The organism is Micromonospora sp. URMC 105, assembly GCF_051386295.1.
Classification (GTDB): Bacteria; Actinomycetota; Actinomycetes; order Mycobacteriales; family Micromonosporaceae; genus Micromonospora.
This window is the reverse complement of record NZ_JBPQTL010000010.1, coordinates 59,881-80,366: the sequence shown is the minus strand read 5'-3', so window position 1 is coordinate 80,366 and position 20,486 is coordinate 59,881. Positions and strand designations below refer to the sequence as shown.

Annotated in this window: 22 protein-coding genes; 7 read left to right on the top strand and 15 right to left on the bottom strand. The window is 74.0% G+C overall.

Translation table 11 applies throughout. The features are described 5' to 3' along the window. Positions 1-138: 138 nt before the first annotated feature. The 8 genes from ACSNN7_RS06075 to ACSNN7_RS06040 are packed head-to-tail and all read right to left on the bottom strand — an operon-like array spanning position 139 to position 6,683. On the bottom strand, positions 139-333 hold the full coding sequence (locus ACSNN7_RS06075; RefSeq protein WP_436679642.1) for a hypothetical protein: 195 nt from the start codon (positions 331-333) through the stop codon (positions 139-141). Positions 334-360: 27 nt separating this feature from the next. Beyond that, entirely contained in the window at positions 361-1,218 is an 858-nt protein-coding gene (locus ACSNN7_RS06070; RefSeq protein WP_436679660.1) for a type II secretion system F family protein, read from the bottom strand. Then, positions 1,218-2,117, bottom strand: coding sequence for a type II secretion system F family protein (locus ACSNN7_RS06065; protein ID WP_436679641.1), 900 nt, complete (start codon positions 2,115-2,117; stop codon positions 1,218-1,220). Before ACSNN7_RS06065 ends, ACSNN7_RS06070 begins: the two co-directional genes overlap by 1 nt. A 43-nt stretch (positions 2,118-2,160) precedes the next feature. After that, positions 2,161-3,696 (bottom strand): CpaF family protein, encoded by a 1,536-nt coding sequence (locus ACSNN7_RS06060; RefSeq protein WP_436679640.1) that lies wholly within the window; start codon positions 3,694-3,696, stop codon positions 2,161-2,163. A gap of 20 nt (positions 3,697-3,716) precedes the next feature. Next, a complete protein-coding gene (locus tag ACSNN7_RS06055; RefSeq protein WP_436679639.1) occupies positions 3,717-4,517 on the bottom strand; it encodes a ParA family protein in 801 nt (266 codons plus the stop codon). Positions 4,518-4,519: 2 nt separating this feature from the next. After that, complete coding sequence (locus ACSNN7_RS06050; RefSeq protein ID WP_436679638.1) at positions 4,520-5,170, bottom strand: SAF domain-containing protein; 651 nt, start codon at positions 5,168-5,170, stop codon at positions 4,520-4,522. Further along, positions 5,167-6,126, bottom strand: coding sequence for a hypothetical protein (locus tag ACSNN7_RS06045; protein ID WP_436679637.1), 960 nt, complete (start codon positions 6,124-6,126; stop codon positions 5,167-5,169). Before ACSNN7_RS06045 ends, ACSNN7_RS06050 begins: the two co-directional genes overlap by 4 nt. After that, a complete protein-coding gene (locus ACSNN7_RS06040; protein ID WP_436679636.1) occupies positions 6,120-6,683 on the bottom strand; it encodes a hypothetical protein in 564 nt (187 codons plus the stop codon). Before ACSNN7_RS06040 ends, ACSNN7_RS06045 begins: the two co-directional genes overlap by 7 nt. A gap of 561 nt (positions 6,684-7,244) precedes the next feature. Between ACSNN7_RS06040 and ACSNN7_RS06035 the strand changes: the two genes are divergently transcribed. Beyond that, a complete protein-coding gene (locus ACSNN7_RS06035; protein WP_436679659.1) occupies positions 7,245-7,937 on the top strand; it encodes a prepilin peptidase in 693 nt (230 codons plus the stop codon). 100 nt (positions 7,938-8,037) lie between these two features. Here the strand turns inward: ACSNN7_RS06035 and ACSNN7_RS06030 are convergent, their stop codons facing one another. Further along, positions 8,038-8,655 (bottom strand): phosphatase PAP2 family protein, encoded by a 618-nt coding sequence (locus ACSNN7_RS06030; protein WP_436679635.1) that lies wholly within the window; start codon positions 8,653-8,655, stop codon positions 8,038-8,040. A gap of 171 nt (positions 8,656-8,826) precedes the next feature. Here ACSNN7_RS06030 and ACSNN7_RS06025 point away from each other — a divergent pair, with 171 nt between their 5' ends. The 3 genes from ACSNN7_RS06025 (at position 8,827) to ACSNN7_RS06015 (ending at position 11,985) form a co-directional block, all read left to right on the top strand. Then, positions 8,827-11,178 (top strand): glycoside hydrolase family 65 protein, encoded by a 2,352-nt coding sequence (locus ACSNN7_RS06025; protein ID WP_436679634.1) that lies wholly within the window; start codon positions 8,827-8,829, stop codon positions 11,176-11,178. Positions 11,179-11,267: 89 nt separating this feature from the next. After that, the gene (locus ACSNN7_RS06020) at positions 11,268-11,456 is read left to right on the top strand and encodes a hypothetical protein (RefSeq protein ID WP_436679633.1); all 189 of its coding nucleotides are present in this window, start codon (positions 11,268-11,270) and stop codon (positions 11,454-11,456) included. 43 nt (positions 11,457-11,499) lie between these two features. After that, a complete protein-coding gene (locus tag ACSNN7_RS06015) occupies positions 11,500-11,985 on the top strand; it encodes a GNAT family N-acetyltransferase (RefSeq protein ID WP_436679632.1) in 486 nt (161 codons plus the stop codon). Here ACSNN7_RS06015 and ACSNN7_RS06010 read toward each other — a convergent pair. Then, entirely contained in the window at positions 11,966-12,436 is a 471-nt protein-coding gene (locus tag ACSNN7_RS06010; RefSeq protein WP_436679631.1) for a hypothetical protein, read from the bottom strand. The genes ACSNN7_RS06015 and ACSNN7_RS06010 overlap by 20 nt on opposite strands. A 147-nt stretch (positions 12,437-12,583) precedes the next feature. Between ACSNN7_RS06010 and ACSNN7_RS06005 the strand changes: the two genes are divergently transcribed. Further along, positions 12,584-13,366, top strand: a complete 783-nt coding sequence (locus ACSNN7_RS06005; protein ID WP_436679630.1) for an SAM-dependent methyltransferase — start codon at positions 12,584-12,586, stop codon at positions 13,364-13,366. Positions 13,367-13,591: 225 nt separating this feature from the next. Here the strand turns inward: ACSNN7_RS06005 and ACSNN7_RS06000 are convergent, their stop codons facing one another. From ACSNN7_RS06000 to ACSNN7_RS05985, 4 genes are all read right to left on the bottom strand, one after another. Further along, the gene (locus tag ACSNN7_RS06000; protein ID WP_436679629.1) at positions 13,592-14,197 is read right to left on the bottom strand and encodes an FHA domain-containing protein; all 606 of its coding nucleotides are present in this window, start codon (positions 14,195-14,197) and stop codon (positions 13,592-13,594) included. Continuing rightward, positions 14,185-15,999 (bottom strand): protein kinase domain-containing protein, encoded by a 1,815-nt coding sequence (locus ACSNN7_RS05995; protein WP_436679628.1) that lies wholly within the window; start codon positions 15,997-15,999, stop codon positions 14,185-14,187. Before ACSNN7_RS05995 ends, ACSNN7_RS06000 begins: the two co-directional genes overlap by 13 nt. Positions 16,000-16,098: 99 nt before the next feature. After that, positions 16,099-16,524, bottom strand: coding sequence for a hypothetical protein (locus ACSNN7_RS05990; protein ID WP_436679627.1), 426 nt, complete (start codon positions 16,522-16,524; stop codon positions 16,099-16,101). 109 nt (positions 16,525-16,633) lie between these two features. Beyond that, positions 16,634-17,062 (bottom strand): hypothetical protein, encoded by a 429-nt coding sequence (locus ACSNN7_RS05985; RefSeq protein ID WP_436679626.1) that lies wholly within the window; start codon positions 17,060-17,062, stop codon positions 16,634-16,636. A 310-nt stretch (positions 17,063-17,372) separates the two neighbouring features. On the opposite strand from ACSNN7_RS05985, the gene ACSNN7_RS05980 reads away from it, so the two are divergent. Beyond that, a complete protein-coding gene (locus tag ACSNN7_RS05980; RefSeq protein WP_436679625.1) occupies positions 17,373-19,727 on the top strand; it encodes a FlgD immunoglobulin-like domain containing protein in 2,355 nt (784 codons plus the stop codon). A 132-nt stretch (positions 19,728-19,859) separates the two neighbouring features. Continuing rightward, complete coding sequence (locus tag ACSNN7_RS05975) at positions 19,860-20,039, top strand: hypothetical protein (protein ID WP_436679624.1); 180 nt, start codon at positions 19,860-19,862, stop codon at positions 20,037-20,039. Between the two features lie 26 nt (positions 20,040-20,065). On the opposite strand, the gene ACSNN7_RS05970 is transcribed toward ACSNN7_RS05975, so the two are convergent. Beyond that, a complete protein-coding gene (locus ACSNN7_RS05970; protein ID WP_436679623.1) occupies positions 20,066-20,482 on the bottom strand; it encodes a hypothetical protein in 417 nt (138 codons plus the stop codon). Positions 20,483-20,486: the final 4 nt, after the last annotated feature.

Here is a 20,486-nt window from a genome sequence, read left to right as displayed (position 1 = left end):
CGACGTGGCCGGTCGAGCCGTCGCGGGCGGCACGGCCTGTGTCCGGGCCGGGGTGGGACCGGCCGGACGCGCCCCGGGGCCGGGCGGTGGGGGCCGCCCGGCCGGTCCGGGGTGCGTCCGGCCAGCTCATCGGAGGGGTCACGGCGCGGCCGGGACGCTGTCCATCCAGTCGGTGGCGCGCGTCATCACCAGTGCGGTGACCGCGAGCGCCGCCGCGACCAGACCGAAGATGATCACCGCGGTCGGCACCGGGCTGTCGCCCCGGTCCGCCTCGCGGCGCAGTTCCTCCATCCGTGCGGCCAGCGTGACGTGCAGGTAGACGATCAGTTGCATGGCGTGCTCCTTGTCGGGGGTGGCGAGCTACAGGCGGGCGACGAACGGGTAGAGCATGAAACCGAGCAGGACGAAGACCAGCAGCGATCCGGGGATGTCCAGCCGGCTGGTCACCCCCTCGGCGCGGGTCAGGTTGTCGGTGCGAATCTGGTCCCGCAGCGAGTCGGCGCGACTACGCAGGGTCTCGTGGACCTGCGCGCCCTCGCTGCCGGAGGAGCGCATGATCGCCCCGACGTCGCCCAGCTCCGGGATGCCGATCCGCTCGGCCAGCTCCTGGAGCTCGTCCCAGGGCGAGTGCATCTGCATCTGCGCGATCCGCAGCGACTCGCGGATCCGGTCGAACACCCAGCCGTCGCAGACCGCCGCCGCCCGCTCCAGCGACTGCACCGGGCCGTGCGCCGCCGACAGCTGCAACGCCACCAGGTCCAGGTAGGTGCAGACGGCCGCGCGGAACTCGTCGCGCGCGGCGTCCGCCCTCGCCAACACCGCGCGGTGGGCCAGCAGCCCGCAGACCAGCGCCATCCCGACGCTGCCGAGCACCGGTACGACCACCGGCAGCCGCACCCCACCCAGGAAGAGCACCGCCCCCAGCACGGTCGGGGTGGCCAGCCCGATCAGGGCGGAAACCAGCACGGAGAGGGCGTACTGCTCGGGAGTCTTGTCGATCAGCGCGAGCTGCCGGTGCGGCGGGCTCAGCCAGCGGGAGAACCCGCCCAGCCAGTCCGGGCCACGGCTCGGGGCGACGGTGCCCGGGGGCTGGTGCAGCCGGCGCAGCGCGGGGCCCAGCGCCGGGGAGGCCGGCAGCGCCTCCCGGACCGCCAGGAAGAGGCCCAGCCCCACCGCGGCCCCGCCGAGCACGGCGATCGCGAGCTGCCAGTTGACGATCACGCGATCGCCTCCTCCGGGTCGGGGGCGGGGAGGAAGCGGGCCGGCGGCGGGGGCTGGCTCATCGACCGCACCCAGACCAGCAGCCCGACGAAGGCCGCGCCGAGCACCGCCATCACCAGCTGCCCGACGACGGTGCCGTACGGGCGGACGTACTCGGTGTTCAACAGCCCGTACGCCAGCACGGCCAGGGTCATCCCGGTGAGGAAGCGGACCGCGAACCGGGGCTGGGTGCGCTTGGCCTCCACCTCGCGGCGGGTGCCCACCTCCGCGGCGGCGGCCGAGGCGATCGAGCCGAGCACGTCACCGAGGCGCTCGCCCCGGTCGGTCAGGTGCAGGATCAGCGCGGCCACCACCTGGTCGCAGACCGGGTCGCCGATCTCGTCGGCGAAGGCGAGCAGCGCGGTACGGGCCGTCCAGCCGGCCTGGAGGCGGGCGGCGAGCAGCCGTACCTCCTCCTGGATCTCCTCCGGGACGGTGGCGATGGTGCCGATGATCGCCTGCTGGAGGCCCTGCCCGGTGGCGGAGACGTCCTTCAGCCGGCGGGTCCACTCGCCCACCGCCTCGATCCGGGCGATCGCCCGCTCCTCGGCCCGGCCCACCGAGAAGAGCCAGGGCACCCCCGGTACGGCCACCGCCACGATCAACCCCACCACCGGCAGCCCGGTGAGCAGGAAGGCCAGCGCGCCGGCCGCCACCGCCACGGCCAGCCGGAGCTGGTGCGTCCGCTGCTCGCGGCGGCCCGCGCCGGAGCCCAGCCAGAGCCGGCGCAGCCCGCGCCCGGCTCCCGGCGCCGAGCGGGCGGGCGCCCGGGTGCCGACCAGCGCCACCACGGCCAGCACCAGCCCGGCGACGCAGGCCGCCCCGGAGACGACGGCGATCAGCTCGATGTTGGTCACTGAGCCGTCTCCGTCTCCGTCTGCGACTGCGAGGCGCCCGCGCTCATCGGCGCACCGCCGGGCCGAGGCGGCTGTGCCGGGGGCGGCGCCACGCCCCGGCGCCGGCCTCGATGAAGCGGGTCAGCAGCCGGGCGTCGTAGCCGACCCGCATCAGCTGGTCGCGGATGCGCTCCGGCAGGTGGCGGGGGACGGCCCGGCCGTCCGGCCCGGGACCGAAGACGGTGGTGGTGACGATCCGGTTGCCCTCGCCGACCCCGATCACCTCCTCCACGTGGGAGACGAACCGGTGCTTGCGCCCGCCGATCGCGGTCTCGTCCTCGACGGTCACGTAGACGATCAGGTCGAGGGCGTTGCCGGCCATCCGGCGGGCCTGGTCGACCGTCATCTCCCGGCCGTGGGCCAGCGCCAGCTCGATGATCCGCTCGCTCACCCCGGCCGGGGTACGGGCGTGGATCGTGCACATCGAGCCGCGGCTGGTGGTCATCGCCTGGAGCATCGGCACGATCTCCCGGGAGCGGACCTCGCCGACGATGATCCGCAGCACGCCCATCCGCAGCGACACCGGGATCAGGTCGGCGATGCTCACCTCGCCCGCCGGCCGCCCGTCCATGCCGCGCTCGCCGTGCCCCTCGCGGGACTCGAAGCTCATCACCGCCCGGTGCTTGCGGCCCCGGCGGGCCGGCAGCAGCTCCCGGCTCTCCTCCAGCAGCACGTACGGCTCGTCGGGCGGGATCTCGTCCATCAGCGCGCGGATGACCGTGGTCTTCCCCGCCCCCGCCAGCCCGGCGACCATGATGTTGAGCCCGGCCCGCATGGACGCGCGGAGGAAGTCGCGCAGCAGCGGGTCGATCATCTCGTCTAGGTCGGGGCGCGCGCCGGCGATCTCCTCCAGGCTGACCTCCAGCGTGTTGTGCTTCCTGATCACCGCGTACGGGCGGTGGCTGACCAGGAACACCGCCGCGAGCCGGCTGCCGTCGGGCAGTTGCAGGTCCAGCGTCGGCTTGGACGTCGACAGGGACCGCTCGGTCGCGCCGGCCCGGCGGGCGGCCGCCTGGAGGATCTCCACCAGCTCGTCGTCGCTGTCGGCGATCGGCTCGACCCAGTCGACGCCGCCGCCGTGCCGGGTGATGCGCACCTGGTCGCAGCCGAGGATGTGCACCTCCTCGATGGTGTCGTCGACCAGCAGCGTCTGGAGCCGGCCCAGCCCGACCAGCTCGGCGGTGACCTGGTCGAGCAGGATCCGCTCCTCGTCCGAGGCCATCGGGGTGCCGGCCCGGCGTACCGAGTCGGCGTACCCGGCGACCACGGCGACCGCGAGCCGGGCGCGCTCGACCTCCTCGGCGTCTCCGTCGAACTCCCGGCCGCGCTGCCACTGGGTGAGCCGTTCGCTCAGTTCCCGGCGCAGCTCGCGGACCACCGCGAAGTCCACCCGCGGCCGCGGCGGCGGCGGGGCGGGCGCGGGCGGCGCGACCGGCGGTGCCGGGTGGTGGTGCCGGCCGTTGACCGGGGGCAGCGGCGGCATGGTCGAGGTCGCCCCGGGCTGCTGGCGGGGGTCGTGGGAGACCGGCTCAAACCGCATGACGCGCCTCCCCGGGCCGCTCACACCACATCCGGCACCTCCTGGGCGGCGGGCCAGGCGAGCCGGGCCCGGCGGCGGTCCAGCAGCGCCCGGATCGGCACCTCCAGCCCGCCGGCCGCGCGCATCAACGGCCGCCCGGCGCGTACGGTGCCGCCGAGGCTGAGCACCTCGGCGGTACGCGGGTCGGCCGGCAAGGTGGCGATCACCGGCACCCGGAGCGCCTTGCTGATCTCGCCCTTGCCGTGGCCGTCACCGACCACCAGCAGCCGCAGCGTGCCCGGAGGCACCCGGTGCTCGGTGAAGTCCCGCTCGATCGCCCGGATCATCGAGCGGGTGGCGGAGAGGTCGGGCAGCTGCGCCCGGGTGACCAGCAGCACCACCGCGGCGGCGCGCAGGATCGGCCACGGTGGACCGGCCACCTGGAGCCGCCCACAGTCGACGATCACGTCGTACGGCGGCCGACCCTTGTCCAGGTTGCCGAAGAAGTCGGCGAAGCGCTGCCAGAGCGGGCTGACGCTGCCCGCCTGGGCCGGGTCGACCACGCCCGGCAGGAGCAGCCGTTCCCGCCTCGGCGCGTCCAGGTCGACCAGCTGCGACCAGAAGGCCGTCTCCAGGTTGCCGTCACGCAGCTCCCCGACGGCCAGTTCGCCGATGCCCCGCGGACCGTCCAGCGCGCCGCCCAGGTAGCCGGCGAGGATGGTGCCGCCTGCCGGGTCGCACTCGGCGAGCACCAGCCGCCGGTGCCAGCTCAGCGCGCAGGCCAGCGCGGTGGTGGTGACCCCGGGCGAGCCCTTCGCCGAGACCAGCGCGATGATCGCCATGATCAGGCCGCCTCGACCAGGACCAGGGCGATCCGCTCCTGGGCGGCCAGCACCACCACCGCCGGCACGTCCCGCACCGGCAGCGCCACGTAGACCACCACGTCGTCGTTCTCCGGCGTGGCCGTGTCGATCACCGTGCCGGTGAAGCGGGTGCTCGGCGCGGCGCTGTCGTCGTTGTCGGCGGGCGTGCTGACCAGCAGCACCTTGTCGCCGGGGTGGAGTTTGCGGGCGGGCACCTGGCTCTGCTTGAGGCCGAGCGCGATCTGCTGCTGGCCCTCGGCGAGCAGCGGGGCGTCGGTGAGCTGCCCCATGGTCAGCAGCGTGCCGGGGGTGAGCGACACCGCCGCCCGTTTCCCGACCACCTCGTTCAGCTTGCCCGCCGGCACCGGGGCCAGCCCGGCCCCGCCGGAGACCTGCACGCTGACCAGGTCGTCGGCGCTGAGCGTCCGGCCGACCTCGACCGGACGGGCGATCGCCAGGTAGCTGCCGGTGGCCCGGACCGAGGTGACCGCGAAGGCCGCGCCGAGGCCGCCCAACGCGATCAGCAGCACCGCCAGCCCGAGCAGGCCGGGCCGGGTCCGGCGCTGGCGGAGCACCTTCGGCGGGGCGACCGGCGCGTCGACCGGGGTGCCGTTGCGGGTGACCAGGCTCATCGGGTAACCACCTGAAGCTCGTCGATCTCGATGGGAATCGTCCCGCTGGTCCGGGTCTGGGCGATCACGCCGCTCTCGCCGCCGCCGTGCCAGGTCACCGACCAGTACGTGGTGGCGCTGACGAAGTAGGTGTCGGCCTTCAGGTAGCCGGAGTCGTAGCCGCAGTCCGGCGAGGTCTTCCCGGCGCGGGGCCCCTTCGGGTCGTACGGGGTGCCCTCGTCGGCGCAGGTGACCTTGACGCCGTTGCCCATGGTCCAGACGATCCGGTCGACCTTGGCGGTGATCTCCACCCGCAGGCCCCGGTCCTCTTCGTCGGCGCTGATCGGCCCGAAGTAACTCGCGCCGGGGCTGGCCCACATCCAGACCGGCAGGCCGACCAGGCCGGGGCCGGTGTTGCGGCGGGGTGCCATCGCGATCCGTGGCGGCAGCAGCGAGATCGACGCCAGCGCGCGGCGGGCCAGTTCCTCCGGGTCGGGCGGGGCGCCGTACCCGGGCGGCGGGGCGTCGCGCAGTTCCTCGTGCTGATCGCCCAGGTCACCGCCGTTGCAGGTGACCAGGTACCACTGCTTGCCCTCGGGGGTGCCGGCCGGTTGCGGCTCTTCGAGCTTGTAGTAGCAGCCGTCGGCGTTGTTGAACCAGCCGAGGAACTCGTTGTAGCAGGGCAGCGGCTTGCCGTTCCACTGGCACTTCGGAGCGGCGCCGCCCCCGGTGTCGCCACCGGTGTCCCTGCCGCCACCCGGGCCGCCCGGTGTGCCCGGGTCGTCGTCCCAGATGCTGCAGTCGTTCTGCCCGGGCGGGCACTGCGGCTTGGGCCCCTCGGCGGCGGCCGGTGCGGCGGCCGGCACCGGCGCGGCGAGCGCGACGAGCAGGGTCAGCAGCGTCCCGGTGAGCAGCCGGCGGGGCGTCCCGGCCCGGGATCCGCGGGCCGGGACGCGCCCTCCTCCCCAGGTCAGCACGGCTGGTCCTCGTGAGCGGCACCGGAGCTGATCAGCCAGCGGCCGTCCGGGTACCGGGTGGCGGTGGCCGTGGCCAGGTGGCGGCCACCGCCGGAGCCGGGCACGACCCGCCGGTCCTTGGCGTACACCAGCCGGTAGCCGGTGGCGTCCAGGCAGTCCTGGATCTCCACCGTCTGCGGGACGGTGCCCAGACTGACCGAGGTCACCGTCGGGTCGGAGCGCAACATGCCGGTGCGGACCGCGCCGTGCGTCCGCGCCTGGCCGATGGCCACCCGGACCCGGGTGAGCAGCGGATCGGCGAGGAAGCGGGTGAGTGCGGGGTGCCGCGGGTCGCTGTCGCGGCTCGCCTCGCGGGACGCGGTCAGATATCCGGAGTAGGCGGCGAGCGCGGCCTTGGCCGCGACCCGTTCCTCCTCGGCCGAGTGGCGGGGCTGAGCGGCGGTCTTGCGGGCGGCCGGCCCGGAGGCCGTCTCCGCGCCGCCGCAGCCGGCGGTCGACCCGACCACCGTGGCGACGACCAGGCAGGTTGTCCATCGGCGGGGATGCCGTGTACGCAACGCCGTGCCCTCCTCGGTGCCGCCCGGGGGACCGTTTCCGGCGGCCTCCGGGCATGCGCCAGCGCGCCCGGATGATGCCGTCCGGACCTCGAATCCCGCTGTCGCATTTACCAATGCGGATCTTTAAAGGAATGGTGGAACCTGATGTCTCGGGTGGCCTCCGACGCTGTTGACGGGGGTTGCGCCGTACCCAAGGGGCGAGCATAGGCTCACGTCCGCCGATGCAACAGAGGCAATTCATCCGAACACGTTGGGTGATGAACGGAGGTGGTCGGGGTGGCCGAGGGTGGGTCCGGAACGCCGGGACGGGTCACCGCGCCCGGTCGGGCTGCGGGTGCCGACGGTCGGTCGGGCCCGCCCGCTGATCGGGCGGCCCGGCCAGAGGATATGGCCCCTGTCGATGTGTCTCGCCCGATCCGTCCCCGCGTTGCTAAAACCGTCAGAAGGGATTCCCATCAAAGCGACGAGCTCGTTGACGCGAGCGGTCCACCGTCGCCGCCGGCGGCGGAACATCACCCGCGCCGAGTTCAGGAATCACTCTCCGTACGCGCCCTCGCGGCGCTGGCCGTGACCCCGGTGCTCCGGCTCGCCGTCGCCCGGTACGCCGTACCGGTGCGGTCGGCGGCGCGGGTCGGCTGCGACGGGTGCGGGGCGCCGATCGGGTTGGGGCATCCGGGGCTCGGTCCGGCGGCCCGGTGCGGCGCCTGCGGGGCCCGGATCGGTGCGCCACCGGGCAGCGTGGAGCTGGCCGTCCTCGCGGCCCTGGCGGTGCTGGTCCTGACCGAGGCGACGCTCGCCGAGCGGGCCGCGCTCGCCTGGTGGCTCGGCTGGGCGGTGCCGCTGGCGCTGGTGGACCTCGCCGTGCAACGGCTGCCCGACCGGCTCACCTGGCCCGCCGCCGCGGGCACGGTCACGCTGCTCGCCGTGGCCGCGTCGACCGGCCCCGGATACGCACCCTGGCTGCGCGCCCTGACCGCCGGGGCCGCGCTGGGCCTGGCCTTCGCCGCCACCACGCTCCTGCTCGGCCGGCGCGGCTTCGGCCTGGGCGACGCGAAACTGGCGCTCAGCGCCGGCATGCTGCTCGGCTGGTACGGCTGGCCGGTGCTGGTGGCCGGGCTGCTGCTCACCTTCGCCCTCTCGGCGCTGGTCAGCGTCGCCCTGCTGCTGGCTCGCCGGGTCAGCTGGTCGAGCCACCTACCCTTCGGCCCGTTCCTGATCCTCGGCACCTGTGCCGCCCTCCTCCTGCCCACCTGACGCCCTCGCTCGCGGTGATCAAGAGGTTTGCGTCGGGAAGAGGGTTTCCTGAGACGCAAACTTCTTGATCAAAAGAGGTGGGGCTGCGTCTGGGTGAGGGTCAGGGGTGGTCGGCGGTGGCCCGGAAGCGGTCGGGGCCGGTGCGGTGGCGGGCCAGCAGGTCGGCGACGGGGCGGGCGGCCAGTGCGGTGCCGGCCAGCGTCACCAGGGCGCCGAGGGCCAGGCCGGCGGCCACGTCGTGCGGGTAGTGCACGCCGACGAAGACCCGGGACAGCGCGGCGAGCAGCGCCAGCGCGACGGCGACCAGCCCGAGTCGGCGGGAGAGCAGCAGGGTGGCCGCGGCGAGCGCGCCGGCGATGGTGGCGTGGTTGCTCGGGAAGGACCAGTCACCGGCCGGCGGGCAGTGCCCCGCCACCACCGTCGCTACCGTCCGGCAGGGCCGGTCCTGGTCGAAGAGGAGCTTCAACGCCTCGCTGCACCCGTACGCGAGGACCACGGTGACCGGCGCGATCAGCGCGACCGCCCGCGGCCGGGGCTGACCGCGTAGCAGCCGGGGCGCGGCGGCCAGCAGGAACAGCGCACCGAGCAGCAGGATCGCACCCTCGGTGAAGTGCACCGCGAACCACTGCACCGGCGCCGGGGAGGAGTCCGCGACGTCGGCGATGTCGCGGTACCAGTCCTCGCTGATGTCGGGAACGTCCGTCGTGCCGGTATGCATCGTGCCTCACCTCACCAAATGTTCATACCCCGTTTACCTTGGTCGAAGGGTACGAATCACGGAGGCGGCCGGCATCGTGCGATGGTGAGGGGTCGACCCTGACCTTCGTCACAGCGAGTTCACAGCGGCGGGCGGATTGACCGGCCGCCGAGCAGGGGTAACGACACATCCGTGCGTAGCGACGAGAACTGGCTGATCCGGCGGACGGCGGACGACAGCGACCGACTCGGCGAGACCGAGTCGGTCTTCGCGCTCAGCAACGGCTGGGTGGGCTGGCGCGGCACCCTGGACGAGGGCGAGCCGTACGGCATGCCCGGCAGCTACCTCAACGGCTTCCACGAGCAGCGCGAACTCAGCTACCCGGAGGACGGGTACGGCTTCCCGAAGCGCAGCGACACCGTGGTCAGCGCGCCCAACGCCGCCCTCGTCCGGCTCTGGGTGGGCGGCGACGCGCTGGACCTGCGCACCGGCACCCTGCGCGGGCACGAGCGGGTGCTCGACCTGCGCGCCGGCGTGGTGCACCGGGAGACCGAGTGGATCTCCCCGGGCGGGCACGGCGTCCGCATCCGCAGCACCCGCCTGGTGTCGCTGCCCCGGCACCGGGTCGCCGCCGTCCGCTACGAGGTGGAGCCGCTGGACGACGCCCCGGTCGAGCTGCGGCTCTGCTCGGACGTGCAGGCCAACGAGCGGGTGCCGGAGAACCCCGACGATCCCCGGGCCGCCTCGGTGATCCACGACCCGCTGCACGCCGAGGCCCACCGCTGCGACGACGGCTCGGGGGTGCTGGTGCACCGTACCGACCGCAGCGCCCAGCGGGTGGCGGTCGCGGTGACCCACGAGACGGACCTGCCGGAGGGCTTCACCGTCTCCGACGACTGCACCCCCGACCGCCTGCGGCTCTGCGTCGAGGGGCGGCTGCGTCCCGGCCGGCGACTGCGGATCATTAAATACGCCGCGTACGAGTGCACGCCCGTCGACGGGATGCCGCCGGGCGAGCTGGCCGACCTGGTCGCCGGCGAGGCGGACGCCGCCCGGGAGCACGGCTTCGACGCCCTCCTCGCCGACCAGCGGGCCACCCTCGACGCGCGCTGGCAGACCGCCGACGTGCAACTCGACGGCGACCCGGAACTCCAGCAGGCCATCCGGTTCGCCGTGTTCCACCTGCTCCAGGCCGGCCGGGCCGACGGCGACCGGACGATCCCGGCGAAGGGGCTGACCGGCAACGGCTACGACGGGCACGTCCTGTGGGACACCGAGGGCTACGTGCTGCCGGTCCTGACGTACCTGATGCCGGAGGTGACCCGGTCGGCGCTGCGCTGGCGGCACGCCCACCTGCCGGAGGCCCGGGAGCGCGCCGCCGAGCTGCGGCTGCCCGGCGCCACCTTCCCCTGGCGGACCATCAGCGGCCGGGAGTGCTCCGGCTACTGGCCGGCGGGCACCGCCGCCCTGCACGTCAACGCCGACATCGCCGACGCGGTGCTGCGCCACGTCGGCGCCACCGGCGACGAGGAACTGCTCGCCGAGATCGGGGTGGAACTGCTGGTCGAGACGGCCCGGCTCTGGCACGGCTTCGGGCACTGGTCGGACGAGGGGGCCTTCCACATCACCGGCGTCACCGGCCCGGACGAGTACGCCGCCCTGGTCGACGACAACCTCTTCACCAACCTGATGGCCCGGCACAACCTGACCGGCGCCGCCGACGCCGCCGAGCGGCACCCCGCCCGCGCGGCGGAACTGGGCGTCACGCCGGCCGAGATCACCGGCTGGCGGGCCGCCGCCGACGCGATCCACCTCCCGTACGACCGCAAGCGGGGCGTGCACCAGCAGGCGGCCGGTTTCACCGAGCAGCCCGAGTGGGACTTCGACGCGATGACCGAGGACGACTACCCGCTGCTGCTGCGCTTTCCCTACCTGGAGCTCTATCGCAAGCAGGTGGTCAAGCAGGCCGACCTGGTGCTGGCCATGCAGCGCTGCCCCGACGAGTTCACCGCCGAGGAGAAGGCCCGCAACTTCGCCTACTACCAGGCCCGTACCGTCCGCGACTCGTCGCTCTCCGCCGCCTCCCAGGCGGTGCTCGCCGCCGAGGTCGGGCACCTGGACCTGGCGTACGACCTGTTCGCCGAGGCGGCGCTGCACGACCTGGCGGACCTGGGCGACAAGACCAGCGACGGGCTGCACCTGGCCGCCCTGGCCGGCGCCTGGACGGTCCTGGTGGAGGGCTTCGGCGGGCTGCGCGACCAGCGGGGCGAGCTGTCCTTCACGCCCCGGCTGCCGGCCCGGCTCGACCGGCTGGCCTTCGGGCTGTGCTGGCGCGGGCACCGGCTCCGGGTCACCCTCACCCGTGACGAGGCCCGCTACGAGCTGCCCGGCGCGGCCCCGGACGCCGAGGTCACGCTGCGGCACGCCGGGGAACCGGTCACGGTCACCGGGGAGAAGGCCGTGACCCGGCCCATGCCGCCGGTGCCGGACCCGGGCCCGGAGCCGCCCTCCCCGCGTGGCCGGCGTCCCGCCCGCCGCGCCTGATCGACCGCGCCGGGGTCGACCGGATCGGCCGGTCGTGGGAGTGTTCACCAGGCCGGTACCCACGACCGGAGGAACGAGGAGAATCACCGATGCAGGACAACGCGGTTCGCGGCGGCGCGTTCCTCACCCTGGTGGCCAGCCTCGTCCTCGTCGCCCTCGCGCTGACCGAGGGGTTCCGGGAAGCGGCCATGGTGGTGGCGGCGATCGCCACCCTCGTGGGCATCGCCATCTTCCACGCCGGGCTCGTCCGGCAGCGAGGCGATGCGGCGGACCGGTGACTGTGGACGCCCGCCCACTGTTCGGCCGACTAGGGTGGCGCGGGTGCCCGAACTCCAGCGCCTGACGCCCGGCCACGCTCCCGCGCTGCTCGACTTCGAGCGGGAGAACCGGGCGTACTTCGCCCGCAGCGTGCCGGACCGGGGCGACGACTACTTCGCGCAGTTCGCCGCCCGGCACGCGGCGCTGCTCGCGGAGCAGGACACCGGCCGGTGCCACTTCCACGTCCTAATCGACGACGACGGCCGGGTGCTGGGCCGGTTCAACCTGGTCGACGTGGCCGACGGCACGGCCGACCTGGGCTACCGGGTCGCCGAACGGGCCACCGGGCGGGGCGTCGCCACGGCCGGCGTACGGCAGGTCTGCGACCTGGCCCGCGACGCGTACGGGCTGACCCGGCTGACCGCCGCCGCCACGCGGGACAACACCGCTTCGCTGACGGTGCTGCGCCGGGCCGGCTTCACGCCCGCTGGCGAGGTGCTGCTCGACGGCCGCCCGGGAGTGCGGCACGTCAGGGAGCTGGCCGGCTGACCCCGCCCGCCATCCGTTCCCGCACCTCCTCCAGCGCCTCGAAGGCGTACGCCCAGTTGTGGCACTTGAAGCTGCGCAACCCCTCGATCGGCGTGTGGCAGTCGACGCAGTACACCCCGGCGATGCCGTCCGGCACCTCGGTGTTGACGTACTTGCGGTCGCCGAGGATGACCGTGGCGATCATCACCGGGTCGTGCACGTTCTTGAGCGCCGAGGAGACGATGTCCAGCCAGGTCTGCCGGCGGCCGCACTTCGGACAGTCCGGCTCGTCGCCGCTGACCCAGAGCGGCGCGCCGATGCTGCTCGCCGGCATCCCGAGCAGCTTCTCGATCCGGCGCACGTCGTGTTCGGGGGTGACCCAGCGGTGCCGTCCGGGCAGCGCGGCGGGCGAGTCGTACACGGCCCGGAACAGGGCCGGATCGACCTCGACGGTCTCCCGCTGACTGGTCATCGCGTACCTCCTCGGCGACGGTCGTGCCCCCGTCGTACGGCAGGCGCCGGCGGACCGCAGCCGGATCACCGACACGAGGGGTCAGCGTATCGTCGCTGCGGGTGCTAGACATGCAGGCGCGACGCCGCCGAGTGAGGGGAGTGGCCGGTGACCGCGCCGACCGATGCCGACCAGAGGCCCAACGTGGCCCGGATGTACGACTACTTCCTGGGCGGCTGCCACAACTTCGCCGCCGACCGGGCCGCCGCCGAGCGGATCCTCTCGATCTTCCCGGACACCGGCATCGCCGCCCAGGCCAACCGCCACTTCCTGCGCCGGGCCGTCCGGTTCGCCGCCGAGCAGGGGATACGCCAGTTCCTCGACATCGGTGCCGGGCTGCCCACCCAGGGCAACGTGCACGAGATCGTCCGCCAGGTCGCGCCGGACTCGCGGGTGGTCTACGTCGACGTGGACGAGGTCGCCGTCGCGTACGCCCGGCGGCTGCTGCCCACCGACGACCACACCGTGGTCGTCCGCGCCGACCTGCGCCGCCCCGACGAACTGCTCGCCCACCCCGACGTGCGGTCCCTGCTCGACCTCGACCGGCCGGTGGCGGTGCTGCTGGTGGCGGTGCTGCACTTCGTCACCGACGCCGAGGACCCGTGGGCCGCGGTCGCCCGGCTGCGCGAGGCCACCGTCGCGGGCAGCCACCTGGTCGTGTCCCACCTCACCTCGGACGGCGCGCCGCCGCTGCCGACACAGCAGGGCCGGGCGGTCTACCAGCGCAGCAGCGCGCCGCTGGTCCCCCGCACGTACGCCGACATCCGGCGCTTCCTCGACGGGTACGACCTGGTCGAGCCCGGGCTGGTGCCGGTGGCCGAGTGGCGGCCCGACGGCGAGCCGCAGGAACGCGTCTCCCACGGCTACGGCGGGGTCGGCGTCCGGCGCTGACCCGCCCCGGGCGGAAACCCTCCCCGTTCCGACACCTGTCGGCACGCCGCCCGGCCTGGTGTGATTCGTGGCGGGCGCCGCCGGCCACGTCCTCCCGGCCGGGCCGCCCGGCGCACGAGGTGCGCCAGTGCCGTCGTCGCGCCCTTCGCGGGGGCGCGGCGCGCAGGGAGGAAACAGGGGGGTGTGCCCTCCGGGCCCGTGGGGGGTCCGGAGGGCACGCGTACGTCAGCCGCCGGACAGGCCGGCCGCACCCCGGCGGACCGCCTCGCCGGCCAGCCGGGACCGACGCCGCTCGTCGTTGGTGACCAGCCCGAACTTGTCGTACAGGTGGGCCAGGTGCTTCTTCACGGCGCTCTCGCTGACCCCGAGCGCGGAAGCCAGCGCCCGCACGGTGGGCGGCTCCGGGAAGGCCGTACCGCCCTCGACGTACGGGCGGCAGAGCACCTCGACGAGATCCTGCTCGCGACGGGTCAGCGCCGGGGGCGCCGGCGGCGGCTCGACGCCCACCGTCCGGGTGCCGGTGTGCCCGGCCGGGGCGCGGAAGAGCAGCCGGGCCGGTCCGATCTCCACCCGGTCGCCGTCGCGCAGCAGCCTCGCCGCCTGCACCCGGCCGCCGTTGACCGTGGTGCCGTTGGTGCTGCCCAGGTCGCGGATCGTCCAGCCGGACGGGAAGCGTTCCACCAGGGCGTGCAGCCGGGAGACCAGCTTGCTGTCGATGGGCAGCTCGTTGCCCGGCGCCCGGCCGATGGTCAGCGCCTCGGTGGTCAGCGGCACGAGCCGGACCGCGCCCACCCCGTGGACCTCGAAGTAGCCGGCCGTCACCGGTCGCACCAGGGCTCGGTGGTCGCGCTCGTCGCCGCCTTCGACCGGTCGGCGGTGACCGTCGCGGTGGCCGCGGTGCAGCGCCCCGCCGACGGGTACGGCTCGGTCCACAGCTCGAACGGCTGCCCGACCGCGCGCTGTCGCGCCGCCGTCGGCCCGTCCTCGCGTACCCCCAGGTCGACGTTCCAGGTGCCGCCGCTGACGGCCGCGTTGTCCCGGTACTGCTTCCACACCCAGACGTACGCCATGGTGGCGCGGCAGCTCGGCGACCAGTAGTGCTTCACCGAGATCGCCCGCAGGCCGCCCGCATGGCCGTAGGCCGACGCGCCGACTTGGTAGGCGTCGGCGTAGCAGGGGCCGGGCGGCGCGTCGTCCCGGCTCGCCGGTCGGGGCCGGCCGGTGCCGGCGATCGGGGTGGTGACCCGCCGGCCGCCCGCGGTCAGCTCCAGCGACGCCCGGATCGGCCCGGCGGCGCGCGGCACGGCGACCAGGCGCACCGCGCACCGGTCGCCGGGCGCGAGCGGCCGGGTGGTGCACCCGTCCGCGACGATCCGCAGGTCGCCCGCGGACGGCCCGGTCAGCGTCAACCCGGTCAACCGGAGCGGCCGGTCCGCCCGGTTGCCGACGGCCACCACCTGCTCGGGCGACTCGGCGTTGAGTTCGAGCTCGCCGAAGGGCACCTGGGCCGGCAGCGCCACCGGGGTGGGGGTGGGCAGCGCCCGCGATCCGCCGACGGTCAGCACCGACGCCAGCGCGACGAGCAGGCCGAGCGAGCGGGTCAGCGCGGGCCGGCGTACCCCGACCGGCGGGCGCGTGACGGTGGCCGACAGCGCCAGGGCGGCCCGGCGGCGTTCGGTCAACGAGAGCGCGGCGGCCTGGTCGGCGGGCGGCTGCGGCTGCGGCCCGCCGGGGTCGTCGCCGACACCGCCGAGGACGAACGGGGTCACCGGCAGGCCCGCCGCCGCCTGCGCCGCGCGCAGCTGCTCCGCGAAGGCGGCGGCCGTCGGGGGCCGCCGCGCCGGATCCTTGGCCAGCGCGCGCTCCACCGCCGCGCACACCCCGTCGGGTACGCCCAGCGGGCGCAGGTCCGGCACCGGGTCCACGGCGATCCGGCACAGCAGGGATTCCAGCGACTCCCCGTCGGCGGGGGCGAAGGCCGGGGTGCCGCGGATCCAGTGCAGCACGGTCGAGGCGAGCGCGTAGACGTCGGCGGCCACCGAGGGCGGGCCGCCCCGCAGCACCTCCGGCGCGGCGTGCAGCACGCTCGCGGTCACCGTCCCGGCCGCGCCGGCCGGGCGGGCCGAGCGGGGCCGGGCCTGCCCGAAGTCGGCCAGCTTCGGCTCGCCGTACCCGGAGATCAGGATGTTCTCGGGCTTCACGTCGCGGTGCAGCACGCCCGCGCGGTGCGCGGTCTCCAGTGCGCCGGCGATCGCGATGCCCCCGGCGACCGCCGCACGCCAGTCGCCGGCCGCGCCGCCGCACAGCCGGTCGCCCAGCGAGCCGCCCTCCTCGTACGCCATCAGCAGGTACGGGTTGCCGGCGGCGGTGCAGCCGGCCTGGTGCAGCGTGACGATGTGCGGGTGGCCGGAGAGCCGGCCCAGCATCCGCAACTCCCGGTCGAAGCGGGCGCGGGACGGGCCGTGCCAGTCGGCGGCGAGCACCTTCACCGCCACCCAGCGGGAGAAGTCGGGCTGCCAGGCCCGGTAGACCACGCCGAAGCCGCCCCGCCCCACCTCGACGGCGTCGGTGCAGCCGTCGACCCCGAGGACGACGCCGGGGTCGTGCGTCACCGACTGCTCGCTGTGGACCATCGCCGGTGAATGTTACCGATGGCTCGCGACAGGGCCCTCAGCCACTCGTACTCCGCGCCGGGGCGCCCTTTTCGTGCGGGGGCGCCCCGGCGCCGACCGTCAGTGGTCGTTGTAAAAGCGGTATCCGGCGCACTCCGACTCGTGGCCGTCCTTGTACCGGCAGAACAGGAAGCCGATGTACTTGTTCTCCGGCAGGTTGTAGGCGCCGCCGTCACTTGCCCGGTGGGTGGCGCAGTTGCCCTCCCCGCCGCGAGTGAAGGTGTACAGGTTCGGCCCGTGCGGCTCGTCGAGGTTGACCCACATCTTCACCGCGTACCCGTCGGCGTCGGTGTCGCAGATCTTGACGATGTCGCCGTGCTCGGTGAAGTACGCCTCACCGCTGTAGTCGAAGATGCCGCCGCCGAACGCGTCGCCGGTGTTCATGACGTGGTACGAGTCCGAGGCCATGGCCGGGCTGGGCAGCGCGACGGTGAGCGCGGTGACCGCCGCAGCCACGCCGAGCGCCTTCCGCATGGTGAACTTCATGCCGGTGGTGTTCCTTTCGAGGTGTCGATCGCGGCGTCCCGGCCGCGATGTCCGGGACGCCCGGGAGGGCCCGCCGGCGCTTCCGGCGGGCCGCGTCGGGGCTCAGCGGTCAGCAGACCGTGCTGGTCGAACCACCCGTGCCGTTGAGGTAGCCCGTCACGTGGGTGCAGTGCGCCGCGGTGGCGGCGGGGGCGCCCCACAGTTCGGCCCGGGTGGTGTCGTTCAGGCGGCCCACCCCGTAGTCGGTGCCGCTGTCCGACTCGTCGATGACGTGGACGTAGAGGTCCCAGTTGGAGTGGGAGGCGCGGTACTGCTCCCAGACGTAGATGTAGGCGTAGTTGTAGCCGCAGCCGTAGTACTGCTTGACCGAAGCCGCCTGCATGCCGCCGACCGTCAGCACCCGGGTGGTGCCGATCTGGCGCACGCTGGAGCAGCTCGACGGCGTGCTGGCCAGCGCCGGCGACGCGTCGACCAGCGCGACGGCGCCGGCGGCGAGGAGTGCGCCCGTGGCGGCGAGGGAACGGCGGAGGATCGACATGGTGTGCCCTGCTCTCTCTGGTGATCCGTCGCCGATGAGGTAACCAGGGGCCGGGCGGTGCGGACAGGTGACGAAGCGGCGACCATTTCCTCCCCCGGGCCCTGCTCCCCGGCGGCCCGACCTGCGCACCGACGTGCCGCGATTCGTCCGACCGAACCATTGATCATGCGTCGGGCCGATTGCTACGCTCCGGCTACTTTCTGGGGCTCCCGGCCGTCGTAGGTCGCCGGTTCGTCATCTGCGGATGCACAGGTATGGCGCAGTAACAGCCTCCGGAGCTTCCACCTTCTGTCCTGCGGGGAGGACGAACGTGTCCAGACGTACGCTCGTGCGCGTCGGCATCGCCGGCGCCATGTCAGTCATGCTCGGCGTGGGCCTGGTCCCGCTGACGACCGGCGCCGCACAGGGTGAGCCCAGCTCGGGAGAGGTGGTGATCCCTCCCACCACCGTCCTGCGCCCCCATACGAGCCTGCTGAGCGCCGGTCCTTCGGGATTCCTCCGCTACGAGCACGCGCGTGGTCACCTGTGGACGAGCTACGCCGGCGCCGACACGGTCGTCGACGCGTCCGCCACCGGAATCCGCACCGTGCCGGACTTCGGCGCGGGCTCGGACGTCGTCGCGCACTACGACGACAACGACCGGACCGTGCGGCTGCGGGACATGTCGACCGGGCGGTCCCGTACGGTCGTGCTCCCCGCCGCCCACACCTACGTCAGCACGCTCGGCTGGACGGTCGTGACGACGACGGGAAGTTTCGGCGGCGCCGACGTCACCTGGCAGCTGCTCGACACCCGTGACGACAACTCCTTCACCCAGCGGGCGGTGCAGGGTGTTCCCGACGGTGTGCTCGCGACGTTCGAGGCCGATTCCCCGCTGGGCGACGCGCACGGACAGGTCGTGCAGTACCGGACGGCCGCCGGCGGCGGCACCGGCTGGCTCGACGTCGACCAGGGGCGGCTGATCCCGCTGCCGTACCGCGTCGACGCGAACCCGGGCCGGATCGTGCTCACCCCCACCCACCTGCTGTGGTGGCAGGACGGCGTCGTCTTCGTCCACTCCCGCCAGAATCTGAGCGCCACCCCGCGGACGGTGCCGCTCACCGGTGAGGCGCAGCTGCTGGGCATGGTCGGCGAGACGCTCGTCGTGTCCCGGTACGACTCGTCCCTCGGCCGGCTCTCCTACCTCCTGCCGGTCTGGCGGGTCGAGGTCGTCGCCCTCGACGGCTCCACGGTCAAGACGCTGCTGGCCAGGTCGGCGCAGCGTGCCCTGCCGACGCCGAACGGCGGGCTGCTGGTGCCGGGCGGGTCCGGCCCGGGATGGGACGGCTGGGGGGTCTCCCTGGTCGAGGCCGCCGCCGACGGCCAGGTGACGGCCCGCAGGATCGCCGATGCGTACCCTCAGCGGATGCCGGTCAGGGTGGATGACCTGACCCTCACCCAGGGCCGGCTCACCACCCAGGAGCACGACCTCGCCATCGAGCAGCGCCACCTCTACACGCGGGACATCGGCGTCGCCGGCTCCCCCACCGTCGGCGCCCGGGTGGCCCGCGGTGCCACCTACGAGGGTTGCGCAGGCGGGCTGTGCACCGAGCTCCACGACACCGGCGACGGTCGGACGGTCGTCTCGGGCGTCGACGGATCCCTGCAGCCGCATCTCCTGGAGCCGACCCAGTCCCTGCCGGGCAGCCGGATCGACAGCTCCCGCACCTACCAGTCGGTGGTGGCCGCCAGCGGCCGCTTCGCCGCCCTGGCGGCCACCCCCGACACCGGGGCGGTGACCCGGATCATCGACCTCGGCACCCGGCGCACGGTGTTCACCACGACGGCCGGCGTCAGGGCCATGTGGGGCACCACCCTCTGGGTGCAGGACGGCAACGATGCGGTGACCCCCGTCGACGCCCTGACCGGACAGCGGGGCGCTCAGGTGTGGTTCGGGCGCGGCTGCCTCCTGGAGGACTTCCAGGCGGTCGGGCGATGGCTGCTGTGGACCTGTGTCGGCTCGATGGAGGGCCAGGGGGTCTACGACACCGTCACGAAGAAGAACCTGACCCTCGTCTCCGGATCCGGCTGGTCCCGGGCGAAGCTCGGTGACGGCTTCGTCGTGTCCGAGGCGGACGGCCAGCTGAAGGTGACCGACATGCGCAGCGGCTCGCCGGTGTCGCACACCGCCGGGGACTTCTCGTCGGGTCTCTGGGACGTCGACCCGTACACCGGGCTGATCGCCCACGCCGGTGCCGACGGTGCCGTCCACCTGGTCACCAGCGGCATCCCGGTCTCGCCCCTCGTGCAGCTCGACGCCAGCGTCGCCGGTTCGGTGGACGTCAAGGGAGGCGCCGCTCAGTGGAGCCCGAAGTGGTGGCTGTCCAAGCCGGCCGCCTCCTGGACGCTCGTGATCAAGAACAAGGCCACCGGCGCCGCCGTCCGTACCCTCTCCGGTGGCCTGGCGCGCGGCCTGGTGGCCGCCGCGTGGAACGGCAAGGACGGCTCCGGCCGCCTGATGCCCAACACTGCCTACACCTGGACTCTGACGGCGCAGCCGGCGGACGGGCAGGGCGCGGCCCTCACCAGGTCCGGGACTGTGCTGCTCGCCCGTCAGTGCCTCAGCCAGACTCGCTGGCGGTCGACCACCGTCACCTGTTCCTCATACCGGTCGGCCCCCAGGTAACCGGCACGCTGCAGTCGCGAACCTCGATGTCGCCCGGTAGGCCTGAGTGCCGGCCCGGGCGGCACCAGCGTCACCGATCCCGGCGCGAAGGTCGCCTCGGCGGGGACAATGGGACCAGCGAGGGAGGTCGGCATGAGTGAGGACCGAGGACGCACCGACCGGTCGACGGACGAGGAGTACGAGGCCCGGCGGCACGAGAGATTCGGCAAGCTGCCGGGCCGCGTTCCGGAGGATGAGATGGTCGAGACGGCGCAACCGGAGCCTCCGCACGAGGAGCCGCAGGAGCCTCCGGTGCGCCGGGAGTGGGGGTAGGTGGTCGCGGCCGGCTGCCGGTTTCGTCAGGCGGTCAGCAGCCCGACGCCGAGGCTGACCACCCCCGCGGCCAGGGAGAGCGCGCCGGCCCACAGCACCCAGACGAAGCTGTTGGGCCGGGTGGCGTTCCTGCCGGCGGAGGAGGCGAAGAACCCGGCGGACATCAGGACCGCGGCGACGGGCAGTCCCAACCGGGCGATCCAGAGCCAGGCGCCGGTGAGGCCGGTGGCGTCCACGTAGAGCAGGCCGACCAGGCTCAGGATCACCAGTACGCCGGCGTGGCCGTGCCCGGCGCGTGCGGAGGACTTCTGGAAGTCGGTCATCGGCACCGCGCCCTGGGCGATGCGGGTCAGGAACCAGCCGCCGACCTGGATGGTGACGACGGTGAGGAGCACCAGCCCGGCGATCACGCGGGACTCGGTACTGAGAGCCAAGGTCTGCACGGCG

What these genes read in the sequence shown, in the direction of transcription:
- ACSNN7_RS06020 (WP_436679633.1), top strand. Translation starts at nt 11,268, where the DNA reads ATGCAGGACAACGCGGTTCGCGGCGGCGCGTTCCTCACCCTGGTGGCC.
- ACSNN7_RS06075 (WP_436679642.1), bottom strand. Translation starts at nt 333, where the DNA reads ATGCAACTGATCGTCTACCTGCACGTCACGCTGGCCGCACGGATGGAG.
- ACSNN7_RS06010 (WP_436679631.1), bottom strand. Translation starts at nt 12,436, where the DNA reads ATGACCAGTCAGCGGGAGACCGTCGAGGTCGATCCGGCCCTGTTCCGG.
- ACSNN7_RS06030 (WP_436679635.1), bottom strand. Translation starts at nt 8,655, where the DNA reads ATGCATACCGGCACGACGGACGTTCCCGACATCAGCGAGGACTGGTAC.
- ACSNN7_RS06055 (WP_436679639.1), bottom strand. Translation starts at nt 4,517, where the DNA reads ATGGCGATCATCGCGCTGGTCTCGGCGAAGGGCTCGCCCGGGGTCACC.
- ACSNN7_RS06050 (WP_436679638.1), bottom strand. Translation starts at nt 5,170, where the DNA reads ATGAGCCTGGTCACCCGCAACGGCACCCCGGTCGACGCGCCGGTCGCC.
- ACSNN7_RS05985 (WP_436679626.1), bottom strand. Translation starts at nt 17,062, where the DNA reads ATGTCGATCCTCCGCCGTTCCCTCGCCGCCACGGGCGCACTCCTCGCC.
- ACSNN7_RS05995 (WP_436679628.1), bottom strand. Translation starts at nt 15,999, where the DNA reads ATGGTCCACAGCGAGCAGTCGGTGACGCACGACCCCGGCGTCGTCCTC.
- ACSNN7_RS05975 (WP_436679624.1), top strand. Translation starts at nt 19,860, where the DNA reads ATGAGTGAGGACCGAGGACGCACCGACCGGTCGACGGACGAGGAGTAC.
- ACSNN7_RS06060 (WP_436679640.1), bottom strand. Translation starts at nt 3,696, where the DNA reads ATGCGGTTTGAGCCGGTCTCCCACGACCCCCGCCAGCAGCCCGGGGCG.
- ACSNN7_RS05990 (WP_436679627.1), bottom strand. Translation starts at nt 16,524, where the DNA reads ATGAAGTTCACCATGCGGAAGGCGCTCGGCGTGGCTGCGGCGGTCACC.